Annotated in this window: 2 protein-coding genes; both read left to right on the top strand. The window is 74.2% G+C overall.

What is annotated here, in order from left to right:
• Nucleotides 1-30: 30 nt before the first annotated feature.
• Nucleotides 31-15,408: an SDR family NAD(P)-dependent oxidoreductase gene (locus tag ACIOD2_RS24030; protein ID WP_400541881.1), complete on the top strand. Its 15,378-nt coding sequence runs from the start codon at nucleotides 31-33 to the stop codon at nucleotides 15,406-15,408.
• 16 nt (nucleotides 15,409-15,424) lie between these two features.
• Nucleotides 15,425-25,714, top strand: a complete 10,290-nt coding sequence (locus ACIOD2_RS24035; RefSeq protein WP_400543215.1) for an SDR family NAD(P)-dependent oxidoreductase — start codon at nucleotides 15,425-15,427, stop codon at nucleotides 25,712-25,714.
• Nucleotides 25,715-25,960 lie beyond the last annotated feature (246 nt).

The following is a 25,960-nucleotide window of genomic DNA, read 5'->3' on the forward strand; positions in this document are numbered from 1 at the left end:
GTCCACTGGGGAATGAGGGGCAGGCCTGACATGGCGACCGAAGAAAAACTGGTGACCTACCTCAAGAAGGTCACCGCGGATCTGCACGAGACCCGGCAGCGCCTGGCCGCGGCCGAGTCGGCCGACACCGAGCCGATCGCCGTCGTCGCGATGAGCTGCCGGTACGCCGGCGGCGCCGACACCCCCGAGGCGTTGTGGCAGCTCGCGGTCGACGAGACCGACGCGATCACGCCGTTCCCCGGCGACCGCGGCTGGGACCTCGACGCGATCTACGACGAGGACCCCGACCACCAGGGCACCAGCTACGTCCGTGAGGGCGGTTTCCTGGACCGCGCCACCGAGTTCGATCCGGCGTTCTTCGGGATCAGCCCGCGTGAGGCGCTGGCGATGGACCCGCAGCAGCGGCTGCTGCTGGAGACGTCGTGGGAGGTGCTCGAGCGCGCCGGGATCGACCCGAAGTCGTTGCGCGGCAGCAAGACCGGCGTGTTCGCGGGCACCAACATGCAGGACTACGCGACCCTGCTGCTGCTCGCCCGCGACGGCATGGAGGGCCACCTCGGCACCGGCAACGCGGCCAGCGTCGTCTCCGGCCGGATCGCCTACACCCTCGGCCTGGAGGGGCCGGCGGTCACCGTGGACACCGCCTGTTCGTCCGGCCTCGTCTCGCTGCACCTGGCCGTGCAGGCCCTGCGCAACGGCGAATGCGGGCTGGCGATGGCGAGCGGTGTCGCGGTGATGTCGACGCCGGGCGCGTTCGTGGAGTTCTCGCGTCAGCGCGGGCTGGCCGTCGACGGCCGCTGCAAGGCGTTCGCCGAGGCCGCCGACGGCACCAACTGGGGTGAAGGTGTCGGTGTCTTGCTGCTGGAACGGCTTTCGGACGCCCAGCGCAACGGCCACCCGGTCCTCGCGGTCGTTCGCGGCTCGGCGGTCAACTCCGACGGCGCGTCCAACGGCCTGACCGCCCCCAACGGCCCCGCGCAGCAGCGGGTGATCCGGCAGGCCGTGACGTCCGCCGGGCTCGCACTGTCCGATGTGGATGTCGTCGAGGCGCACGGCACCGGCACCGCACTGGGCGACCCGATCGAGGCGCAGGCGCTGCTGGCCACCTACGGCCGGAACCGGCCCGCGGGACGGCCGTTGTGGCTCGGCTCGCTCAAGGCGAACATCGGGCACACGCAGTCCGCGTCCGGCATCGCCGGCGTGATCAAGATGGTGCAGGCGATGCAGCACGGCCTGCTGCCGAAGACGCTGCACGTCGACGCGCCGTCGTCCAAAGTGGACTGGACGGCCGGTGAGGTCGAGCTGCTCACCGAGGCGCGGCCGTGGCCGGAGACCGGTGCGCCGCGCCGGGCGGCGGTCTCGTCGTTCGGGATGAGCGGGACGAACGCGCACGTCGTGCTGGAGCAGGCGCCGGTGTCCGAACCGGCCGCTGCCCGGCCGGCGGAAGAGCCGAAGCTGCGTCCGTGGGTGCTCTCCGCCCGCAGTGGCACGGCCTTGCGCGAACTCGCCGCGTCGCTGCGCGGCCAGCTGGACGCCGACGTCCGCCTCGATGACCTCGGTCACTCGCTGGCCGTCACCCGGATCGCGCACGAGCACCGGGCGGTGCTCGTCGAGGCGGACCGCGCCGGGTTCGCCGACGCCTTGGCTGCCCTGGCGGAGGACGTCGAACGTCCCGGCCAGGTCCGCGGCACGGTGTCCGACGGCAAGCTGGCCTTCCTCTTCACCGGCCAGGGCAGCCAGCGGGTCGGCGCGGGTGCCGAGCTGTACCGGACGCAGCCGGTGTACGCGGCCGCGTTCGACGAGGTCCGCGCCGCGCTGGACGTCCACCTCGACCGTCCTCTCGCGACAGTCCTGGACGACGCCGAGCTGCTCGGCCGGACCGCATACACCCAGCCCGCGCTGTTCGCTGTCGAGGTTGCGCTCTACCGCCTCGTCACCCACCTCGGGCTGCAGCCGCGGTTCCTGCTCGGCCACTCGGTCGGTGAGCTGGCCGCCGCGCACGTCGCCGGCGTGCTGTCGCTCGCTGACGCCGCTGAGCTGGTCGTCGCGCGTGGTCGCCTGATGCAGGCGCTGCCCTCCGGCGGCGCGATGGTGGCGATCCAGGCGACCGAGGCCGAGGTCACGCCACACCTGTCGGACGCGGTGAGCATCGCCGCGGTGAACGGCCCGAACGCGACGGTCATCTCGGGTGACGAGGACGCGGTGCTGGCGGTCGCGGAGCAGTTCGCCGACCGCAAGACCAAGCGGCTCACCGTGAGCCACGCGTTCCACTCGCCGCTGATGGACCCGATGCTCGACGAGTTCCGCGGTGTTGCCGAGTCGCTGTCCTACGGTCAGCCGGTTGTCCCGATCGTCTCGAACGTCACCGGTGAGCTGGTGACGTCGTTCGACTCGGACTACTGGGTGCGCCACGTGCGTGAGGCCGTCCGCTTCCTCGACGGCATCCGCACCCTGCGCGCCAACGAGGTCGACACCTTCCTCGAGCTGGGCCCGGACGCCGTGCTGTCGGCGATGGGCGCCGACTGCGTCGACGCTTCCTTCAGCTCGGTGCTGCGTGCGGACCGGCCGGAGGAGCGCACCCTGCTGACCGCGCTCGCCGAGGTCCACGTGCGCGGCCCGGTGCCCGACTGGGCCGCGCTGCTGCCCGAGGGCCGCCGCGTCGAGCTGCCCACCTACCCCTTCCAGCGGTCCGTCTACTGGCCCGAACTCGCCACCTCCGGCCCCGGCGACCTCACCTCCGCCGGGCTGAACGCCGTTGAGCACCCGCTGCTGGGGGCCGCCGTCGGGCTGGCCGATGGTGACGGTTTCCTGTTCACCGGACGGCTTTCGCTGCGTTCGCACCCGTGGCTGGCCGAGCACCGGGTGTCCGGCTCGGCCGTGCTGCCCGGCACCGCGTTCGTCGAGCTGGCCGTCCGCGCCGGGGACCAGGCCGGCTGTGACCACCTCGAAGAGCTGACCCTGCAGGCCCCGCTGGTGCTGCCCGAGACCGGCGGCGTCGCCGTCCAGCTCGCCCTCGGCGCGCCCGACCACGACGGCCGCCGCAGCCTGACCGTCCACTCGCGACTCGACGACGAGCCGTGGACGCTCCACGCCTCCGGCATCCTGGCCACGACAGCAGAGTCCACTCAGGACGAACTTGCCGAGTGGCCTCCGGCGGACGCGGAGCCGGTCGACCTGACCGGTTTCTACGACCGGACCGCCGAGCGCGGCTTCGGCTACGGCCCGGTCTTCCGCGGCCTGAAGACGGCCTGGCGGCGCGGCGACGACGTGTTCGCCGAGGTCGCGCTGCCCGCCGGGACGGACGCCGCGCCGTTCGGGTTGCACCCGGCGCTGCTCGACAGCGCTCTCCACGCGGTCGGCCTGGGCCGCTTCCTCACCGAGACCGGTGGCGGCAGCCTCCCGTTCGCGTGGACCGATGTCCGGCTGCACGCCACCGGTGCGTCCGCGCTGCGGGTCCGGCTGAGCCGGGCCGGGACCGACGCCATCACGCTCACCCTGGCCGACGCCGAAGGGCGCCCGGTCGCCTCGATCGGGTCCCTGGTGCTGCGGCCGGTGTCGGCCGAGCAGATCGCGGCCGCCCGGACCCGCGGGCACGACAGCCTGTTCCGGGTCGACTGGACGGCCGTCCCGGTCACCCCGGCGCGGCACGAGTACGTCGTCATGGGCCCGGACGAGCTGGGTCTTGGCGGCGCCGTCGAGCTGGGCGACGACGTGCCGGAGGTGGTCGTCGCCGGGTTCGCCGGGGACGACGCCGCGGAGCGGGCGCTGGCCGTGCTCCAGGAGTTCCTCACCGACGCGCGGTTCGACGAGTCCGCGCTGGTCGTGGCCACGCGGGGCGCGGTGCCGGTCGGCGAGGCGGGCGTCACCGACCTGGCCGCCGCGCCGGTCTGGGGCCTGGTGCGGTCCGCGCAGTCGGAGAACCCCGGCCGGTTCTTCCTGGTCGACCTGGACGCGGCCGCGGGCATCGGCGACCTGGTCGCGGCGGCCGCCACCGGCGAGCCGCAGACCGCCGTGCGAGATGGCGGCGTGCTCGCCCCGCGCCTGGCGCGGGTCGCCCGCGACGACAACCCGGCGTCCGAACTGGACCCCGAAGGCACGGTCCTGATCACCGGCGGCACCGGCGCGCTGGGCAAGCTGTTCGCCCGGCACCTCGCCGAGCGGCACGGCGTCCGGCACCTGCTGCTGCTCAGCCGCCGCGGCGCCGACGCCGACGGCGCGGCCGAGCTGGCCGCCGAGCTGGGGGACCGGGTCACCTTCGCCGCCTGCGACGTCGCGGACCGCGACGCCCTCGCCGCGGTGCTGGCCGCGATCCCGGCCGCGCACCCGCTGACCGCCGTCGTGCACACCGCCGGCGTGCTCGACGACGGCGTCATCTCCGCGCTCACCCCGGAGCGGCTCGCGACGGTCGCCCGCCCGAAGGCCGCCGCCGCGCTGAACCTGCACGAGCTGACCGCGGACGCCGACCTGCGCGCGTTCGTCCTGTTCTCGTCCGCCTCCGGCATCACCGGCAGCGCCGGGCAGGCCAACTACGCGGCCGCCAACACCTTCCTCGACGCCCTCGCCGCGCACCGCCGCGCCCAGGGCCTCCCCGCGACGTCGCTGGCCTGGGGCCTGTGGGCGGCGGGCGGCAGCATGGCCGCGTCGCTGGACGACGCCGACCGCGCCCGGATGAGCCGCGCCGGCGTGCTGGCGCTTTCCGCCGAGCAGGGCACCGAACTGTTCGACACCGCTCTGTCCACATCGGACGCTGTCCTGATCCCGATGCGGATCGATCCCGCCGCCCTGCGAGCCGAGGCGTCCACCGGCGCGCTCGCGCCGATCATGCGCGGGCTGGCCGGGGTGCCCGTCCGCCGCGTGGTGGACACCACCGCGGCCGCCTCGACGCTGGGCTCGCGGATCGCCGAGCTGTCCACGGCCGACCGGGAAACCGCGTTGCTGGACCTGGTCCGGACGCAGGTCGCGCTGGCCCTCGGGCACGCCGACGCCGGCGAGATCGAGCCGGGACGGGCGTTCAAGGACCTCGGGTTCGACTCGCTCACCGCGGTCGACCTCCGCAACCGGATCGCCGCCGCGACCGGCCTGCGGCTGCCCGCCACCCTCGTGTTCGACCACCCGAACCCGGCCAAGGTCGCCGGGTACCTCGGCACCGAACTGTCCGGCGGCCCGAGCCGCGCCCGCGTCACCGTGACGACGTCCGGCAGCGACGAGCCGATCGCGATCGTCGCGATGAGCTGCCGTTACCCCGGCGGCATCACCAGCCCGGAAGACCTGTGGCGGCTGGTGCTCGACGGCGGTGACGGCATCTCGCCGTTCCCGTCCGACCGCGGCTGGAACCTCGACGCGCTGCACGACGTCGACCCGGATTCCGCCGGCACGTCCTACGTCCGGGAAGGCGGTTTCCTGCACAACGCGGGTGAGTTCGACCCGGCCTTCTTCGGCATCAGCCCGCGCGAGGCCCTGGCCATGGACCCGCAGCAGCGGCTGCTGCTGGAGACGTCGTGGGAGGCGTTCGAGCGCGCCGGGATCCCGGCGGAGTCCGTGCGCGGCACGCGGACCGGCGTGTTCGCCGGCGTGATGTACCACGACTACGCCTCGCGGCTGCACTCGATCCCGCCCGGCGTCGAGGGGTACCTCGGCACCGGCGGGTCGAGCAGCATCGCGTCCGGCCGCGTCGCCTACACCTTCGGACTCGAGGGTCCGGCGGTCACGGTGGACACTGCTTGCTCGTCGTCGCTGGTCGCGCTGCACTGGGCGGCCAAGGCGCTGCGCTCGGGCGAGTGCGAGCTGGCGCTGGCCGGCGGTGTCACCGTGATGTCGACGCCGGGGGCGTTCGTCGAGTTCAGCAAGCAGCGCGGGCTCTCGTTCGACGGCCGGTGCAAGTCGTTCGCCGCCGCGGCGGACGGCACCGGCTGGTCCGAGGGCGCGGGCATGCTGCTGCTGGAGAAGCTGTCCGACGCGCGCCGCAACGGGCACCCGGTGCTCGCCGTGGTCCGCGGTTCGGCGCTGAACTCCGACGGCGCGTCCAACGGCCTCACCGCGCCGAGCGGGCCCGCGCAGCAGACGGTGATCCGGCAGGCGCTGGCCGAAGCGCGGCTCGCACCGTCCGATGTGGACGTCGTCGAGGCGCACGGCACGGGCACCACGCTGGGCGACCCGATCGAAGCCCAGGCGCTGCTGGCGACCTACGGCGCCGAGCGCACCGGCGAGCCGCTGTGGCTCGGGTCGTTCAAGTCGAACGTCGGGCACACGCAGGCCGCGGCCGGTGTCGGCGGGATCATCAAGGTCGTCATGGCGATGCGCCACGGCATCCTGCCGCGCACGCTGCACGTCGACGAGCCGACCCCGCACGTCGACTGGGCGTCCGGCGAGGTGGAGCTGCTCACCGAGCAGCGGGCGTGGCCCGAGACGGGCCGGCCGCGGCGCGCGGCGGTGTCGTCGTTCGGGGTCAGCGGGACCAACGCGCACACGATCATCGAGCAGTACCCGGAGCCAGTCTCGGCCGCCGCTCCGGCGTTGATGCCGGTGGTGCCGTGGGTGCTTTCGGCCAAGACGCCGGAGGCGCTGCGCGGGCAGGCCGCGTCCCTTTTGGACTTCCTGGGCGAGGAAAACGCCGCCGACGTCGGGTTCTCGCTGGCGACCGGGCGGGTCCGCTTCGCACACCGCGCGGTCGTGACCGGCGCGGACGTCGCCGAGCTGCGCACCGGGCTGGAAATGGTCGCGCGCGGTGAGTCCGGCGCGGTCGCCGGCGGTGGGCTGGGGTTCCTGTTCACCGGCCAGGGCAGCCAGCGGGCCGGGATGGGCCAGGAGCTGTACGCGGCCTACCCGGTGTTCGCGGCGGCGTTCGACGAGATCGCCGCCGGACTGGATCTCGACGGCGACGTCGACCAGACCCAGTACACCCAGGCGGCGCTGTTCGCGCTGGAAGTGGCGCTGTTCCGGCTCTACGAGTCGTGGGGCCTGCGGCCGGACGTGCTGGTCGGCCACTCGATCGGCGAGCTGGCTGCGGCGCACGTCGCGGGAGTCCTCTCGCTCGCGGACGCCGTGACGCTGGTGTCCGCGCGGGGACGGCTCATGCAGGCGCTGCCGCCGGGTGGCGCGATGGTGGCTTTGCAGGCGACCGAGGCCGAGGTTTCGGTACATCTGTCCGACCGGGTGACCATCGCCGCGCTGAACGGCCCGGCGTCCACCGTCATCTCGGGTGACGAGGACGCCGTGCTGGCGGTCGTGGAGAGGTTCACCGATCGCAAGACGAAGCGGCTGGTCGTGAGCCACGCGTTCCACTCGCCGCTGATGGACCCGATGCTCGAGGAGTTCCGCGGTGTTGCGGAGTCGCTGTCTTACGGCAAGTCGCTTGTCCCGATCGTCTCGAACGTCACGGGTGAGCTGATCACCGAGTTCGACGCGGACTACTGGGTGCGGCACGTGCGGGAGGCCGTGCGGTTCCTCGACGGCGTCCGCGCGGCGGCGGCCCGGGGTGTCACGACGTTCGTCGAGCTGGGGCCGGACGGCGTGTTGTCGGCGCTGGGCCAGGAGATCGTGCCCGGCGCGACGTTCGTCCCGGCCCTGCGCAAGGGCCGTCCCGAGGCGCACACCGCGGTGGCGGCGCTCGGCGTCGCCCACGCGACCGGCGCCCCCGTCGACTGGGCCGCGCTGTTCGACGGTGCCCGTCGGGTCGACCTGCCCACTTACGCCTTCGAGCGCAGCTGGTTCTGGTTGCACGCCCCGGTCAGCGCTGCCGACGTCGCGGCCGCGGGCCTGGTCGCGACCGGGCACCCGCTGCTCGGCGCGGCCGTCGAACTGGCCGAAGTGGACAGTGTGCTGTTCACCGGACGGCTGTCCGTGGCCGCCCAGCCGTGGCTCGCCGAGCACCAGGTGCACGGCGCGATCGTGCTGCCGGGCACCGCACTCGTCGAGCTGGCCCTGCGGGCCGGCGCCGACCTCGGCTGCGCCCGGATCGAAGAACTGACCCTGCAGCAGCCGATCGTCCTGCCCTCCGACGGCGAGGTCACGGTGCAGCTGACCCTCGGTGCCGCCGTCGGCGACCGCCGGTCGCTGGCCGTCCACTCGCGGATCGGCGGGGAGCCGTGGGCCCGCAACGCGAGCGGCACCCTGGTCCCGGAGAGCGTGACACGAGTGTCCGATGTGGAGTGGCCGCCCGCTGGGGCCGAGCCCGTCGACGTCACCGGGCTTTACGACGCGCTTTACGCCACCGGTCTCGGTTACGGCCCGGCGTTCCAGGGCCTGCGGGCCGCCTGGCGCCGTGGCGGCGAGGTGTTCGCCGAGGTCGCGCTCGACGCCGACGTCGAGTCGTCGCGGTTCGGGGCGCACCCGGCCCTGCTCGACGCGGCGCTGCACGGCATCGGTCTTGGTGTGCTCGACGCCGACGGGGCACGGCTGCCGTTCTCCTGGTCGGGCGTCTCGCTGCACGCCACCGGTGCGTCCGCGCTGCGGGTGCGGCTGGCCGCGGCGGGCACCGGCGCCGTCTCGATCGAGGCGGCCGACCCCGCCGGGCAGCCGGTGCTGAGCGTCGACTCCCTGGTCCTGCGCCCGGTCCAGGCCGCGCAGCTCGCCGGGGACTCGCTGCCGCTGTACAAGGTGGACTGGACGGCCGTCGCCGCCGGTGCCGAGCCCGACCCGGCCGCCTACACCGTGGTGACCGACCTCGCCGAGCTGACCGAGGTGACCCCGGCCGTGGTGGTCGAGGTGTCCGAAGTGGACCGGACGCTGGCACTGGCCCAGGAATGGCTGGCCGACGGGCGGTTCGCGGAGTCCGCGCTGGTCGTGGTCACCCGCGGCGCGGTCGCCGCCGGGCCGGACGACCGGATCACCGATCTCGGCGCGGCCGCGTCGATCGGCCTCATCCGCACCGCGCAGACCGAGAACCCGGGCCGGTTCACCCTGGTCGACGCCGGTGACGCCGACGTCGCGGCGATCCTCGCGGCCGCCGGGAGCGGTGAGCCGCAGACGGCGATCCGCGCAGGCAAGGTGCTCGCGCCGCGCTTGGCCGTGGAGACCACGGGTACGCCGGTGACGTTCCGGCCCGACGGGACCGTCCTCATCACCGGCGGCACCGGCGCGCTCGGCTCGCTGTGCGCCCGGCACCTGGTCACCGCGCACGGCGTGCGGAACCTGCTGCTGGTCAGCCGCCGTGGCATCGACACCGGGCTCGGCGACGAGCTGCGGGAGCTGGGCGCCGAGGTGACGTTCGCGGCCTGCGACGTCGCCGACCGTGACGCTCTCGAAGCGCTGCTGGCCGAGCACCCGGTGACCGCCGTCGTGCACACCGCCGGTGTCCTCGACGACGGCGTCCTCGGCTCGCTGACTCCCGAGCGGCTGGCCGCGGTGCTGCGCCCGAAGGCGGACGCGGCGCTCAACCTGCACGAACTGACCGAAGACCTCGACGCGTTCGTGCTGTTCTCCTCGGCCGCCGGGGTGTTCGGCGGCGCGGGCCAGTCGGCCTACGCCGCGGCCAACAGCTACCTCGACGCCCTCGCCGCGCACCGCCGTGAGCTGGGCGAATCCGCCACCTCGCTGGCCTGGGGCCTGTGGGCCGAGACCGGCGGCATGGGCGGCACTCTCGACGAGGCCGACCTGCGACGGCTGGAGTCGTCCGGGGTCGCCGCACTGTCCACCGAGGACGGTCTCCGCCTGTTCGACGCCGGTCTGGCCGCCGAGCAGGCCCAGGTCGTGCCCGTCCGGCTGGTGCTCGACGTCCTGCGAGCGCAGGCCGCCGCGAGCGGGACGGTGCAGCCGCTGCTGCGCGGCCTCGTGCGGACCCCCGCCCGCCGCGCCGCCGCGGTCGCCGAACCCGGTTCGCTCGCGGCGCGGCTGGCCGCGGCCGAGGACCGGGACGCGCTGGTGCTCGACGTCGTCCGCGCGGAGGTCGCCGGCGTGCTCGGCCACACCACGCCGGATGCGATCGGCGCGCGCACGGCGTTCACGGAGCTCGGCTTCGACTCGCTGACCGCGATCGAGCTGCGCAACCGGCTCAACGCGGCCACCGGGCTGCGGCTGCCCGCGACGCTCGTTTTCGACTACCCGACCCCGGAGGTCCTGGCCGGGTTCCTCGCCGGTGAACTGCTCGGCACGCAGGCCCAGACGGAGACTGTGGCTGCGGCGTCCCATGTGGACGAACCGATCGCGATCGTTGCGATGGCCTGCCGGTACCCCGGCGGCGTCCGGTCGCCGGAGGAGCTGTGGCGCCTGGTCGAGACCGGCGGTGACGCCGTCTCGGAGTTCCCCGCCAACCGCGGCTGGGACCTCGCCTCGCTCTACGCCGAGGACCGCGGCCAGGCCGGCACGAGCTACACCCGCCACGGCGGGTTCCTGCACGACGCCGACCAGTTCGACCCGGGGTTCTTCGGGATCAGCCCGCGCGAGGCGCTGACCATGGACCCGCAGCAGCGGCTGCTGCTCGAGACGTCCTGGGAGGCGTTCGAGCGGGCCGGCATCAACCCGCACGCGGCCCGCGGCAGCCGCACCGGCGTGTTCGCCGGCGTGATGTACAACGACTATTCCGCGCTGCTGCACACCGTTCCGGAGGGCGCCGAGGGTTACCTGGGCACCGGGACGTCCGGCAGTGTCGCGTCCGGCCGGGTCGCCTACACCCTCGGGCTCGAAGGCCCGGCGGTCACCGTGGACACGGCCTGCTCGTCTTCGCTGGTGGCGCTGCACCTGGCGGCGCAGGCGCTGCGGCAGGGTGAGTGCGAGCTGGCGCTGGCCGGCGGGGTCGCGGTGATGTCGACCCCGGCCGCGTTCATCGACTTCAGCCGTCAGCAGGGCCTGGCCGAGGACGGCCGCTGCAAGGCGTTCGCCGCCGCGGCGGACGGCACCGGCTGGTCCGAAGGTGCCGGAATGCTGTTGCTGGAAAGGCTTTCCGACGCCCGGCGCAACGGCCACCCGGTGCTCGCGGTCGTCCGCGGCACCGCGGTCAACTCCGACGGCGCGTCCAACGGCCTGACCGCGCCGAACGGTCCCTCGCAGCAGCGAGTCATCCGCCAGGCGCTCGCCAACGCGCGGCTCGCGCCGTCCGATGTGGACGCCGTCGAGGGCCACGGCACCGGCACGGTCCTCGGCGACCCGATCGAGGCGCAGGCCCTGCTCGCGACCTACGGCGCCGAGCGTGCCGGCGAGCCGCTGTGGCTGGGTTCGCTGAAGTCCAACATCGGGCACAGCCAGTCGGCGGCCGGCGTGGGCGGCGTGATCAAGATGGTCCAGGCCATCCGCCACGGCGTGCTGCCGAAGACGCTGCACGTCGACGAGCCGTCGCCGCACATCGACTGGTCGGCCGGCGCGGTCGAGCTGCTCACCGAGCAGCGGGCGTGGCCGGAGACCGGACGTCCGCGCCGCGCGGCGGTGTCGTCGTTCGGGTTCAGCGGCACCAACGCGCACACGATCATCGAGCAGGTCCCGGCCGCGGCGGAGCCGCCGGTCGAGGACGCCACCGGGCCGCACCCGTGGGTGCTCTCGGCCCGCGAGCCGCAGGCCCTGCGCGACCAGGCGCAGCGGCTGCGGGCCCACCTCGACGCTCACCCGGAGCTCGGCCTGGCCGAGATCGGCCGGGCCCTGACGGACACGCGGGCGTCGTTCGACCACCGCGCCGCCGTCGTCGCCGACGACCGGGACGGCTTCCGCGCCGGGCTGGGGGTGCTGGCCCGCGGCGAGCACGCACCGTCCGTTGTGGAGGGTGAGGTGACGACCGGCGGACTGGCCGTGCTCTTCACCGGGCAGGGCAGCCAGCGGGCCGGGATGGGCCGCGAGCTGTACAACACCTACCCGGTGTTCGCGGCCGCGCTGGACGCCGTGTGCGCGGAGTTCGACGGTCCACTCCGGACGGTCGTCTTCGAGGACGCGGAAGCGCTCGACCGCACCGAGTACACCCAGCCCGCGCTGTTCGCGCTGGAAGTCGCGCTGTACCGGCTGTTCGAGTCGTGGGGTCTGCGGCCGGGTCACCTGCTCGGCCACTCCGTCGGCGAGATCGCGGCTGCCCACGTGGCGGGTGTGTTGCCACTGGCGGACGCGGTGAAGCTGGTGTCGGCGCGCGGTCGCCTGATGCAGGCGCTGCCGTCCGGCGGTGCGATGGTCGCGATCCAGGCCACCGAGGACGAGGTTTCGGGATATCTGTCGGACCGGGTGACCATCGCCGCGCTGAACGGCCCGGCGTCCACGGTCATCTCGGGCGATGAGGACGCCGTGCTGGCCGTGGCCGAGAAGTTCGCGGACCGCAAGACCAAGCGGCTGGTCGTGAGCCACGCCTTCCACTCGCCGCTGATGGACCCGATGCTCGAGGAGTTCCGCGGTATAGCGGAGTCGCTGTCCTACGGTCAGCCGGTTGTCCCGATCGTCTCGAACGTCACCGGCCAGCTGGTGACCGAGTTCGACGCGGAGTACTGGGTCACCCACGTCCGGGCGGCCGTCCGGTTCACCGACGGCGTGCGCGAGCTGGCCGCCCAGGGCGTCACGACGTTCCTCGAGCTGGGACCGGACGCCGTCCTGACGGCGCTGGCCCAGGAGAGCGCTACCGGCACCTTCGTGAGCGCGCTGCGCTCGGGGCGGCCCGAGCCGCTCGGCGCGGTCACCGCGCTGGGCACCCTCCAGGTGCGCGGGCACGTCACCCGGCCGTTCGGCCCGGCGACGACCCGGCCGGTCCCGCTGCCGACGTACGCCTTCCAGCGGCAGAGCTTCTGGCCGTCGGCGGGGGCGCCGAGGCCGGGTGACGCGAGCGCGTTCGGCCTCGCCCCGGGCGGTCACCCGCTGCTCGGCGCGACCGTCGCGCTGGCCGGGGGCGAAGGGCTCGTCGCGACCGGCGTGCTGTCGACGCGGACCCACCCGTGGCTCGCCGACCACGCCGTCCAGGGCGTGATCCTGTTGCCGGGCACCGCCTTCGTCGAGCTCGCGCTGCGGGCCGGTGACCAGGCCGGCTGCCCGCGGATCGAGGAGCTGACCCTGGAGACGCCGCTGGTCCTGCCCGAGCAGGGCGGTGTCGCGGTGCAGGTCGGCGTCGGCGCGCCGGACGCGTCCGGCCGACGCCCGGTGACCGTCCACTCGCGACCGGAGAACACCGAGGACCCCTGGACGCGGCACGCGGCCGGAACACTCACCCCCGAGCCGGGACCGGCCGCCGCGGACCTCAAGGCCTGGCCGCCGGAAGCCGAGAAGGTGCCCCTCGACGGCTGGTACGAGGCCTTGGCGGGCGCCGGATTCGGGTACGGCCCGGCGTTCCAGGGCCTACAGGCCGCCTGGCGGCGCGACGGTGAGGTGTACGCCGAAGTCGAACTCGCCGAGGAGACCACCGGGTTCGGGCTGCACCCGGCCCTGCTCGACTCCGCGCTCCACGCGGTCGGGCTCGGCACGCTGGTCGAGGACACCGGCACCGGCCGCCTGCCGTTCTCCTTCACCGGCGTCGGGCTGCACGCGACCGGGGCGTCCCAGCTGCGTGTGCGGCTGAGCGGCGCCGGCCAGGACGCGGTCCGGCTGGACATCGCGGACGCCACCGGCGCCCCGGTTGCCACGGTCGACGCCCTGGTGCTCCGCCCGGCCGGACGGGTCGCCCCGGCCCGCTCGGGTTCGCTGTTCCAGCTGGGCTGGTCCGGCGTCCCGCTGGCCGCGCAGCAGCCCGGCACCTGGGCGATCGCCGGTGCCGACCCGGCGCTGGCCGACGCCCTGCAAGCCACCGGCGTGGAAGTCCGCGAGTACGAAGACTTCCTCTCCTTCACCGACGACGACGCCGCGGCCCCGGACGTCCTGGTGCTGCCGTGCGAGGCGGGCCCGGCCGACGCCGGTGCCGTGCGGCTGGCCGTCTTCCGTGCGCTGGCCCAGGCCCAGGCCGCTCTGGCCGACGACCGGTTGCTGGACACGAAGATCGTCTTCCGGACCCGGCACGCGGCCGGTCCGGACGTCGAAGACCTCGCGAACGCCGCGGTCTGGGGCCTGCTGCGGTCCGCGCAGTCGGAGTACCCGGACCGCCTGGTGCTGGTGGACGCCGACGACCAGGACGCGTCACTGCGCGCCCTACCCGCCGCGCTCGCCACCGGCGAGCCGCAGCTGATGCTCCGCCGGGGCGTCGCGAGCGCACCACGGCTCGGCCGCGCCGAACCCTCCGTCGAGGGGCTCGCGTCCCTCGACCCGGCCGGAACGGTGCTGGTCACCGGCGCCACCGGCGCGCTGGGCGGGCTGTTCGCCCGGCACCTGGTCACCGCGTACGGCGTGCGGAGCCTGCTGCTGGTCAGCCGCCGCGGTACCGACACCGGGCTCGGCGACGAACTGCGCGAGCTGGGCGCCGAGGTGACGTTCGCGGCCTGCGACGTCGCCGACCGCGATGCCGTGGCGGCGCTGCTGGCCGGACATCCGGTGTCCGCGGTGGTGCACACCGCGGGTGTCCTCGACGACTGCACGTTCGCGGGGCTCGATCCCGACCGCCTTGACGTCGTGCTGCGGCCGAAGGTCGACGCCGCGCTGAACCTGCACGAACTGGCCGGGGACGTCGACGCGTTCGTCCTGTTCTCCTCCGCGGCGGGCACGATGGGCAATGCCGGCCAGGCGAACTACGCGGCGGCAAACGCTTTCCTCGACGCGCTGGCCACCCACCGGCGGGCCCAGGGCCTGCTGGCGACGTCGTTGGCCTGGGGCCTGTGGGCGACCGAGGGCGGCGGCATGGGCGCCGACGCCGACGTCAAGCGCATGTCCCGCGGCGGCGTGGCCGCGCTGACCGAGGACGAAGGCCTGGCGCTGTTCGACGCCGCGCTGGCCTCCGGCGAACCGGCGTTCGTGCCGATGCGGCTCGACACCGGGCTGGTCCAGGCACGGGCGGCGACGCACGGGGTGCCCGCGGTCCTGCGTGGCCTGGTCCGGGCGCCGGCCCGCCGCGCGGCGGCCGAGGCGGACCCGGCGGCCGCGGTGCTCGCCGCACTGTCCGGAGTGGACGGTACGGAACGGATCGCGCTGCTGCTGGATCTGGTGCGGTCACAGGCCGCGGCCGTGCTCGGGCACAGCGGGCCGGAGGCGATCGTCCCCGGCCGCGGGTTCCTCGAGCAGGGCTTTGACTCGCTGACCGCGCTGGAACTGCGCAACCGGCTCGGCACCGCGACCGGCCTGCGCCTGCCCGCGACGCTGCTGTTCGACCACCCGAGCCCGGACGTCCTCGCCGCGCACCTGGCCGGGGAGCTGGGGGCCGCCGACGCGGCGGGCCCGGCGCCGGTGTTCGCCGAGCTCGGCCGTCTGGAGACGGCGCTCGGGGACGCCCTCTCCGGACTGGACGACGGCGACCGGGCCGGGCTCACCGCCCGGCTGCAGGCGCTGCTCGGCCGGTGCGCACCGGCGGCGTCCGGAGTGGACGAATCGGTCTCGCGGCTCGGTTCGGCCAGCGACGACGAGATCTTCGACTTCATCGACAACCAACTCGGCATCTGAACGGGACACAGCCATGGTGAACGAAGAGAAGCTCCGCGATTACCTCAAGCGGGTGACCGCCGACCTGGCCCAGACCCGGCAGCGGCTGCAGGAGGTCGAGGCCGAGCCGATCGCGATCGTCGCGATGAGCTGCCGGTACCCGGGCGGGATCACGAGCCCGGAAGACCTCTGGCGGCTCGTCGAGTCCGGTGTGGACGGTGTGTCGCCGTTCCCGCGCGACCGCGGCTGGGACGTCGAGAAGCTGTACCACCCGGACCCCGACCACCCCGGCACGTCGTACTCGGCCGAGGGCGGGTTCCTGCACGACGCGGCCGAGTTCGACCCGGCGTTCTTCGGGATCAGCCCGCGTGAGGCGCTGGCCATGGACCCGCAGCAGCGCTTATTGCTGGAGACGTCGTGGGAGGCGTTCGAGCGGGCCGGGATCGACCCGGTTTCGTTGCGGGGCAGCCGAACCGGCGTCTTCGCCGGGGTGATGTACCACGACTACGCGTCGCGCCTGCCGGCCGTACCCGAGGGCGTCGAGGGTTACCTCGGGACTGGCAGCTCGGGCAGCGTCGCCTCGGGCCGGGTGTCGTTCACCTTCGGGCTGGAGGGCCCGGCGGTCACCGTCGACACCGCGTGTTCGTCCTCTTTGGTCGCGATGCACTGGGCGTGCCAGGCGCTGCGCCGCGAGGAGTGCACGATGGCGCTCGCCGGCGGCGTGACGGTGATGTCCACCCCGGCCGCGTTCATCGACTTCAGCCGCCAGCGCGGCCTGGCCGCCGACGGCCGCTGCAAGGCGTTCTCCGCCGACGCGGACGGCACCGGCTGGGCCGAGGGCGCCGGAATGCTGCTGCTGGAACGGCTTTCCGACGCCCGCCGCAACGGACACCCGGTGCTCGCGGTGATCCGGGGGAGCGCGGTCAACTCCGACGGCGCCAGCAGTGGGCTGACCGCGCCCAACGGCCCGTCTCAGCAACGCGTGATCCGCCAGGCGCTGGCCGACGCGCGACTGTCCACAACGGACATCGACGCCGTCGAAGCGCACGGCACCGGCACCAAGCTCGGCGACCCGATCGAAGCGCAGGCGTTGCTCGCGACCTACGGCGCCGAGCGCGCCGACGAGCCGCTGTGGCTGGGGTCGTTCAAGTCCAACATCGGGCACGCGCAGGCCGCGGCCGGTGTCGGCGGCGTGATCAAGATGGTTCAGGCCATCCGCCACGGGGTCCTGCCGCAGACGCTGCACGTCGGCGAGCCGTCGCCGCACATCGACTGGTCCGCCGGGGCAGTGGAGCTGCTCACCGAGCAGCGTGCGTGGCCGTCGGTGGACCGGCCGCGGCGGGCGGCGGTGTCGTCGTTCGGGTTCAGCGGCACCAACGCGCACACCATCATCGAGCAGGCGCCCGCGGAGGAGCCCGCCGCACCGTCGCGAGTGGACGTTCCGGCGGTGCCGCGGGTCGTGTCGGCCCGTTCGCCGGAGGCCTTGGACGCACAGGTCGAGGCGATCCGCGAGCTGACGGCGGACCCCGCCGACGTCGCCCACGCGCTGGCGACCGGCCGGGCCGCGCACGAACACCGCGCGGTGCTCGTCGGCGACACCACCGTCACAGGTGTTGCGGGGGAAGGGAAACTGGCCCTGCTGTTCACCGGGCAGGGCAGTCAGCGGATCGGCATGGGGCGTGAGCTGTACGCCGCGTACCCGGAGTTCGCGGCCGCGTTCGACGCCGTCTGCGAGCGGCTCGAACTGGACCGCGACGTCGTCTTCGGCGACGACGCCGAGCGGCTGGACCGGACCCGGTACACCCAGGCCGCGCTGTTCGCGGTCGAGGTGGCGCTGTTCCGGCTGGTCGAGCACTGGGGCCTGCGGCCGGACGTCGTGATCGGGCATTCGATCGGGGAGATCGCCGCCGCGCACGTCGCCGGGGTGCTCTCGCTCGACGACGCCGCCAAGCTCGTCGCGGCGCGCGGGCGGCTGATGCAGGCGCTGCCCGAGGGCGGCGCGATGGTGGCCGTCCAGGCGTCCGAGGCCGAGGTGATCCCGCACCTGACCGACCGGGTGGCGGTCGCCGCCGTGAACGGTCCGACGTCGACGGTCATCTCCGGTGACGAGGACGCGGTGCTCGCCGTCGTCGCGCACTTCGCCGAGCGCAAGACCAAGCGGCTCACCGTCAGCCACGCGTTCCACTCGCCACTGATGGACCCGATGCTCGCGGAGTTCCGCGCGGTCGCGGAGTCGCTGACCTACCACGAACCGCGGATCGCCATGGTGTCCACAGTGGAACTCGGCGCGCGGGTGACCGACCCTGAGTACTGGGTGCGCAACGTCCGCGAGACCGTCCGATTCGCCGAAGCCGTGACCGCCGCGCACGAGGCCGGGGCCCGCACGTTCGTCGAGCTGGGTCCGGACGGTGTCCTGTCCGCGCTCACCTCCCAGTCCGTCGAAGGCGTCCAGGCGCTGCCCGGGTTGCGTGCCGGCCGTCCCGAGCCCGAGACCGCCGTGGCCGCACTCGGCCTGGCCTGGGCGAACGGCGCGCCCGTCGACTGGACGCGGCTTCTGCCCGGCGACCACGCGCGGGTCGACCTGCCCACCTACCGCTTCCAGAAGGAGCACTTCTGGCTGTACCCGGCGCGGACCTTCACCGGCTCGGCCAGCGGCTTCGGCCTCGGCCCGGCCGACCACCCGCTGCTCGGCGCCGCGGTCGGCGTCGCCGGGGCCGACGGTGGCCTGCTGCTCACCGGCCGGCTCGCGCTGGACAGCCACCCGTGGCTGGCCGAGCACGCCGTCGGCGGCGTCGTGCTGCTGCCCGGGACCGCGTTCGTCGAGCTCGCGGTGCGGGCCGGCGACCAGGTCGGCGCGCGGAGCGTCGAGGAGCTGACGCTGCACGCGCCGCTGGTGCTGCCCGAGCGGGACGCCGTCCACGTGCAGGTGTGGGTCGGCACCGCGGACGAGCAGGGCCGCTACCCGCTGACCGTCCACTCGCGACTCGAGAGCGCGCTCGCCGACGAGCCGTGGACCCAGCACGCCGAAGGCACCTTGGCCACGGCCGAGATCCCGGCCGAGCCGCTGGGGGAGTGGCCGCCGACGGGCGACGCGATCGACCTGTCCGGTCACTACGCCGCGCTCACCGAAGCCGGCTTCGGTTACGGGCCGTTGTTCCAGGGCCTGCGCGCGGCCTGGCGCCGCGGTGAGGACGTCTACGCCGAGGTCGTGCTGCCCGACGAGCGCGCGGCCGCCGGGTTCGCGCTGCACCCCGCGCTGCTCGACGCCGCGCTGCACGCCATCGGGCTCGGCACGTTCGTCGAGCCGGGTCGTGCGCACCTGCCGTTCGCCTGGTCCGGCGTCGCGCTGCACGCCACCGGTGCGACCGAGCTGCGCGTCCGACTGTCGTCCACTGTGGACGGCGTCTCGCTGACCGTCGCCGACGGCAGTGGTGCGCCCGTCGCGACCGTGTCGTCCCTGGCCCTGCGCCCGCTGGCGAGTGTCGAACGCGGCACCGACGCGCTGTTCGGCGTCGACTGGGTGCCGGTGCCCGCCGAGACGACCGTCGACGGCCGCTGGGCGCTGCTGGGCCCGGACGCCGGGCTGGACGTCGAGCGCTACAACGACTTCCTCGACCTGGACGAGGACCTGGAGGTCGCACCGGACGTGCTGGTGCTGAACCTCACCGGCGACGTCCACGAGCGCGGGCACCTCGCCCTGGCGCTGCTGCAGACCCTGCTCACCGATGCCCGCTTCGACGAGACGTCCCTGGTCGTGCTCACCCGCGGCGCCGCGGTGCTGCCCGGCGAGGACGTCACCGACCTCGCGGGTGCGGCCGCCGGCGGGCTCGTCCGGTCGGCGCAGGCCGAGCACCCGGGCCGTATCGCGCTCGTCGACACCGACGGCTCGGTCGCGCTGAACATCGCCGTTTCCGCTGGTGAGCCTTATGTCGCCGTGCGCGGTGGCCGGGTTCTCGCGCCGCGGCTGACCCGCGTGAGCGCGTCCGGTGGGACGTTCGCTGGGCTCCGGCCCGACGGCACGGTGCTGGTCACCGGGGCCACCGGCGCGCTCGGCAGCGCGGTCGCGCGGCACCTGGTCACGACCCACGAGGTCGGGCGGCTCTTGCTGACCAGCCGTCGCGGGCCGGACGCGCCCGGCGCGTCCGAGCTGGTGGCGGAGCTGCGGGAACTGGGCGCCGAGGTGACCTTGGCCGCGTGCGACGTCGCCGACCGTGCCGCGCTGGCTGCGTTGCTGGCCGAGCACCCGGTGACCGCGGTCGTGCACGCCGCCGGGGTCCTCGACGACGGGGTGCTGTCGACGCTGACGGCCGACCGTTTCGACGCCGTCCTGCGCCCGAAGGCGGACGCGGCGCTTAACCTGCACGAGCTGACCGAAGACCTCGACGCGTTTGTCCTGTTCTCTTCGGCCGCCGGGGTCTTCGGCAACGCCGGCCAGGGCAACTACGCCGCCGCAAACGCTTTCCTCGACGCCCTCGCGGCCCACCGGCGCGCCCAGGGGCTGGCGGCGACGTCGCTGGCCTGGGGCCTGTGGGACGACGGCATGATCGACGGCGCCGACGTCGGCCGCCTGGGTCGCGGCGGCGTCGCCGCACTGTCCACCGAGGACGGACTGGCGCTGCTCGACGCGGACGCCGGGCGGGCCCTGGTCGTGCCGATCCGCCTGGACCTGGCCGGCATCCGGGCCGGCGGGGACGTCCCGCCGCTGCTGCGCGGGCTGATCCGCACGACCACCCGGCGGACCGCGGCGGCCGGGCAGACCGGCTCGCCGCTGGCGCGCAAGCTCGCCGCCACGCCCGAGGCCGACCGTGAGGCCCTGGTGCTGGCGACGCTGCGCACGCAGATCGCCGCGGTGCTCGGGCACGCGGCCGCCGACGACGTCGACGTCACCCGCACCTTCGGTGACCTCGGGTTCGACTCGCTGACCGCGGTCGAGCTGCGCAACCGGCTGGGCGCGGCCACCGGGCTGCGGCTGCCCGCGACGCTGATCTTCGACTACCCGACCCCGGCCGCGCTGGCCGGGCAACTGCGGACCGACCTGCTCGGCGAGGTCGCCGAGGCCGAGGCGGTCACCGCGAAGACCGGCGTCGACGAGCCGATCGCGATCGTCGCGGCCGCCTGCCGCTACCCCGGCGGGGTGCGCAGCCCGGAGGACCTCTGGGACCTGGTGCGCGACGGCCGGGACGCGATCTCGGCGTTCCCGGACGACCGCGGCTGGGACGTCTCCGGGCTCTTCGGCGGCGACCCGGATCGCGAGGGGAGCAGCCACGCCTCGGAAGGCGGGTTCGTCTACGACGCGGGTGAGTTCGACCCGGCGTTCTTCGGGATCTCGCCGCGTGAGGCGATCGCGATGGACCCGCAGCAGCGGCTGCTGCTGGAGACGTCGTGGGAGGCCTGCGAGCGCGCCGGGATCGACCCGACTTCCCTGCGCGGCAGCAAAACTGGCGTGTTCGCCGGGGTGATGTACCACGACTACCTGTCCCGGCTGCCCGCGGTTCCGCCGGGTGTCGAGGGTTACCTGGGCACCGGCGGGTCCGGCAGTGTCGCCTCCGGCCGGGTGTCCTATGTGCTCGGTCTGGAGGGCCCCGCGGTCACCGTCGACACGGCGTGTTCGTCGTCGCTGGTCGCGGTGCACCTGGCCGCGCAGGCCCTGCGTTCCGGCGAGTGCACGATGGCGCTGGCCGGTGGTGTGACGGTGATGGCGACGCCGGGTGCGTTCGTCGAGTTCAGCCGTCAGCGCGGGCTCGCTTCGGACGGTCGCTGCAAGGCGTTCTCGGCCGACGCGGACGGCACGGGCTGGGCCGAGGGCGCCGGCGTGCTGCTGCTGGAGCGGCTGTCGGACGCGCAGCGCAACGGCCACGAGGTGCTCGCCGTGGTGCGGGGCAGCGCGATCAACCAGGACGGCGCGTCCAACGGCCTGACCGCGCCGAACGGCCCGTCGCAGCAACGCGTGATCCGCCAGGCCCTCGCCGACGCCGGACTGTCCACTTCGGACGTCGACGTCGTCGAGGCGCACGGCACCGGGACGTCGCTGGGCGACCCGATCGAGGCCCAGGCACTGCTGGCCACCTACGGCGCCGAGCGCGCCGGTGAGCCGCTGCTGCTGGGCTCGGTCAAGTCGAACCTGGGGCACACGCAGGCCGCGGCCGGGGTCGCCGGGATCATCAAGGTGGTTGAGGCGATGCGTCACGGTGTGGTGCCGCGGACGCTGCACGTCGGCGAGCCGACCCCGCACGTCGACTGGTCGGCCGGTGCGGTCTCGCTGCTGACCGAGCAGCAGGCCTGGCCGTCGGTCGACCGGCCGCGGCGGGCGGCGGTGTCGTCGTTCGGGTTCAGCGGGACCAACGCGCACACGATCATCGAGCAGGCACCCGTCGAGCCTTCGCGTGTCGTCCCGGGTGTGGACCGTGCGGTGCCGGTGGTTGTCTCCGGCCGTACCGACGCGGCGCTGCGCTCGCAGGCACGACGGTTGCGTGACCACTTGGTGGGCACGGACTTCCGCGTGGCCGACGTTGCGTTTTCGCAGGCCACCACGCGGACGTTGCACGAGCGTCGGGTGGTGCTGACCGCCGACGAGCCTGGAGCCCTGCTGGACGCTTTGGGTGGTGTCGAGACCGGGACGACTGCTGGTGGTCTGGCGTTCCTGTTCACTGGGCAGGGTAGCCAGCGGGCCGGGATGGGCCGTGAGCTGTACGACGCGTTCCCGGTGTTCGCTTCCGCGCTGGATGCGGTGTGTGCCGAGTTCACTTTGGACACTCCCCTCAAGACGGTTCTGTTCGAAGTGAACTCGCTTCTTGACCGTACCGACTACACCCAGGCCGCGTTGTTCGCGCTTGAGGTGGCGCTGTCCCGGCTGTTCGAGAGCTGGGGTGTCAAGCCTGGTCATCTGGCCGGGCACTCGATCGGTGAGATCGTCGCCGCGCACGTCGGCGGGGTGCTGTCGCTGGCGGACGCGGTGACGCTGGTCGCCGCTCGGGGCCGGTTGATGCAGGCGTTGCCTTCGGGCGGCGCGATGGTGGCTTTGCAGGCGACCGAAGCCGAGGTTTCGGTATATCTGTCCGACCGGGTGACCATTGCTGCACTGAACGGACCGGACTCGACGGTCATCTCGGGTGACGAGGCCGAAGTGCTGGCCGTGGCGGCCCACTTCGCGGATCGCAAGACCAAGCGGCTGACCGTGAGCCACGCGTTCCACTCGCCGCTGATGGACCCGATGCTGGACGAGTTCCGCGGTGTTGCGGAGTCGCTGTCTTACGGTAAGTCGGTTGTCCCGATCGTCTCGAACGTCACCGGTGAGGTGATCACCGAGTTCGACGCGGACTACTGGGTGCGGCACGTTCGTGAGGCCGTGCGGTTCGTCGATGGTGTTCGCACGCTGGAGGCGGCCGGGGTCACGACGTTCGTGGAGCTGGGGCCGGACGGCGTGCTGTCCGCGATGGCCCAGGACACCGTGGACGTGACGGCCGTTCCGGCGCTGCGCAAGGGTCGCCCGGAGACCGCCTCGGCGGTCACCGCGCTCGGCGCAGCGATCGCCGCGGGCGCCACCCCGGACTGGACAGCGGTGTTCGCCGGGACCGGGGCGCGTCGAGTTTCTTTGCCGACGTACGCCTTCCAGCGGGAATGGTTCTGGCTGCACCCGCCGGCGATGGTCGGCGACGTGGCTTCCGCGGGCCTCGGTGCTGCCGGGCATCCGCTGCTCGGCGCCAGCGTCGACCTGGCGGGTGACGACGCCGTCGTGTTCACCGGGTTGCTGTCGCGGCGGACCCACCCGTGGCTTGCCGACCACGCTGTGGGGGGCACCGTGCTGCTGCCCGGCACGGCGTTCGTCGAACTGGCCCTGCGGGCCGGTGACCAGGTCGGCTGCGACCGCGTCGAGGAGCTGACGCTCGCCGCGCCGCTGGTCCTGCCTGAGCAAGGCGCGGTGCAGCTGCAGCTTTCCGTCGGCGCACCCGGGGAGTCCGGGGTCCGGGAGCTCACGCTGCACTCGCGCACCGGGGACGGCGAGCCGTGGACCGTGCACGCCACCGGTGCCCTCGCGAGCGGCGCGCCCACTCCGGAGATGCTCACCGAGTGGCCGCCCGCCGACGCCGAATCCGTTGCGGTGGAGGGGATCTACGACGACCTCGCGCTGGCCGGGTTCGACTACGGCCCGGCGTTCCAGGGCCTGCGGGCGATCTGGCGGGACGGCGAGGACGTCTACGCCGAGGTCGTCCTGCCCGACGAGGCCGAGGCGACGGCGTTCGGCCTGCACCCGGCGCTGCTCGACGCCGCGTTGCACGCGATGTCGCGGGGGACCGCGGGCACCGGGGGAGACGGCGGGCCGCGCCTGCCCTTCTCCTGGTCCGGCGTCTCCCTGTACGCCACCGGCGCCACGGCCCTGCGGGTCCGGCTGCGCCCGGCCGGCGCCGACGCGATCGCACTCGACGTCACCGACCACGCCGGTACGCCGGTCGCCCGCGTCGAGTCGCTGGTGGTGCGGCCGCTCGCGCTGCCGTCCGGGGGGAACGTCGAGTCGCTGTTCCGGATCGCCTGGCAGCCGGTTGCTCCGGTCGCTCATGGCGTCCGGCAACTCGCCCTGCTCACCGCCGACCCGGCCGCGGCCGAGGCGATCGGCGCGGTGGCGTACGAGACCTTCGTCGACGTCCTCGACGACGGCGGCCCGGCGCCGGACACGCTGATCGTGCCGGTCACCGGCGGGCTCACCGCCGCGGCCGCGCACGAAACCACCGGGTTCGCATTGGCCCTGGTCCAAGCGGTGCTCGCGGACGAGCGGTTCGCCGCGACCCAGCTGGTGCTGCTCACCCGTGGCGCGGTCGCCGCGGCCGAGGGTGACACCGTGCCGGACCCGGCCGCCGCCGCGGTCTGGGGCCTGATCCGCACCGCGCAGTCCGAAGAGCCCGGCCGGTTCCGGCTGGCCGACCTCGACGACGACGTCGAGTCCTCGAAGGCACTGGCCGGAGCGCTGGCCACCGACGAGCCGCAGCTGGCCGTGCGTGCCGGGGACGTCTTCGCGCCGCGGCTGGCGCGGGTACCGCGGCCGGAGGCTGAGCTGCAGTTCCGGCCAGGCGGCCGGGTGCTGCTCACCGGCGCGACCGGCGCGCTCGGCCGGGTGCTCGCGCGGCACCTGGTCACCGCGCACGACGTCCGGGACCTGCTGCTGCTCAGCCGTCGGGGTGCGGACGCCTCGCTCGCGGCCGAACTCTCCGGATTGGGCGCCGACGTGCGGATGCTCGCCTGCGACGTCGCCGATCGCGACGCGCTGGCCACCGTGCTGGCGGAGCACCCGGTGACCGCCGTGGTGCACGCGGCCGGCGTCCTCGACGACGGCGTGCTGTCGGCGCTCACCCCCGAGCGGGTCGGCGCGGTGCTGCGGCCGAAGGTCGACGCCGCGGTCAACCTGCACGAGCTCACCGGCGACCTCGACGCGTTCGTCCTGTTCTCCTCCGCGGCCGGCGTGTTCGGCAACGCGGGCCAGGGGAACTACGCCGCCGCCAACACCTTCCTGGACGCGCTGGCCGCACACCGGCGCGCCCGTGGGCTGCCGGCGACGTCGCTGGCCTGGGGGCTGTGGGACGACGGCATGGGCGAGGGCGCCGACGTCCGGCGCCTGAACCGGGGCGGGGTCGCCGCACTGTCCACAGAGGAGGGTCTGACGCTGTTCGACACCGCGGTCGCGACCGGCGACCCGGCGCTCGTGCCGGTCCGGCTCGACCTCGCCGCGGCCCGCGCCCAGGGTGAGGTACCCGCGTTGCTGCGGGGCCTCGTCCGGGCGCCCGCGCGGCGCGGCGCGGACGTCTCGGCGGGGGCCGGGGCGGCGCTGACCGCGCGGCTGTCGACCGCGTCGCCGGAGGACCGCGAGCGGATCCTGCTGGACCTGGTCCGCGGGCAGGTCGCCGCGGTGCTGGGGCACGCGGACGCCGGCCTGGTCGAACCGGACCGGGCGTTCAAGGAGCTCGGGTTCGACTCGCTGACGGCGGTGGAGCTGCGCAACCGGCTGGCCGCGGTCACCGGGCTGCGGATGCCCGCGACGCTGGTGTTCGACCACCCGACCCCGCTGGACCTGGCCGCGCGGCTCGCGGCCGACCTGGCCCCGGACGGCACCGCCGCGGTCACCGCGCTACTGGCCGAGCTGGACCGGCTCGGCGCCGCGCTGACGCAGGTCGTGCCGGACGAGTCCGGCCGCGCCCGGATCGCCGGACGGCTTCGGGGCCTGGCGTCGGCTTGGGACGGGGCGGAACCGGAAGAGGAGAAGTCGGTCGCCGAGGACCTGGAAGTGGCTTCGGACGACGAGATCTTCGACTTCATCGGCAAGGAGTTCGGTATCTCATGACCACGCGACTCACCACCGCCAACGGACGGCACACCGCCGGAAACGGCCAACACGCTGCCGGGAGCGGCCGACTCGCCGATGGGATCGGCCGACGCACGGCCCGGGGTGGCCGACCCTTCGACGGCGAACACGCCAACCGGATCGGCCGACACACCACCGCCAACGGCCCACACGCTGACGCGATGGGTCGACCCGCCGACGGGTTCGGCTGTCGCACGGGCCGGGGTGGCCGACTCGCCGGTGGGA

Origin of the sequence: Amycolatopsis sp. NPDC088138 (assembly GCF_044741685.1) — a bacterium.
Taxonomy (GTDB): domain Bacteria; phylum Actinomycetota; class Actinomycetes; order Mycobacteriales; family Pseudonocardiaceae; genus Amycolatopsis.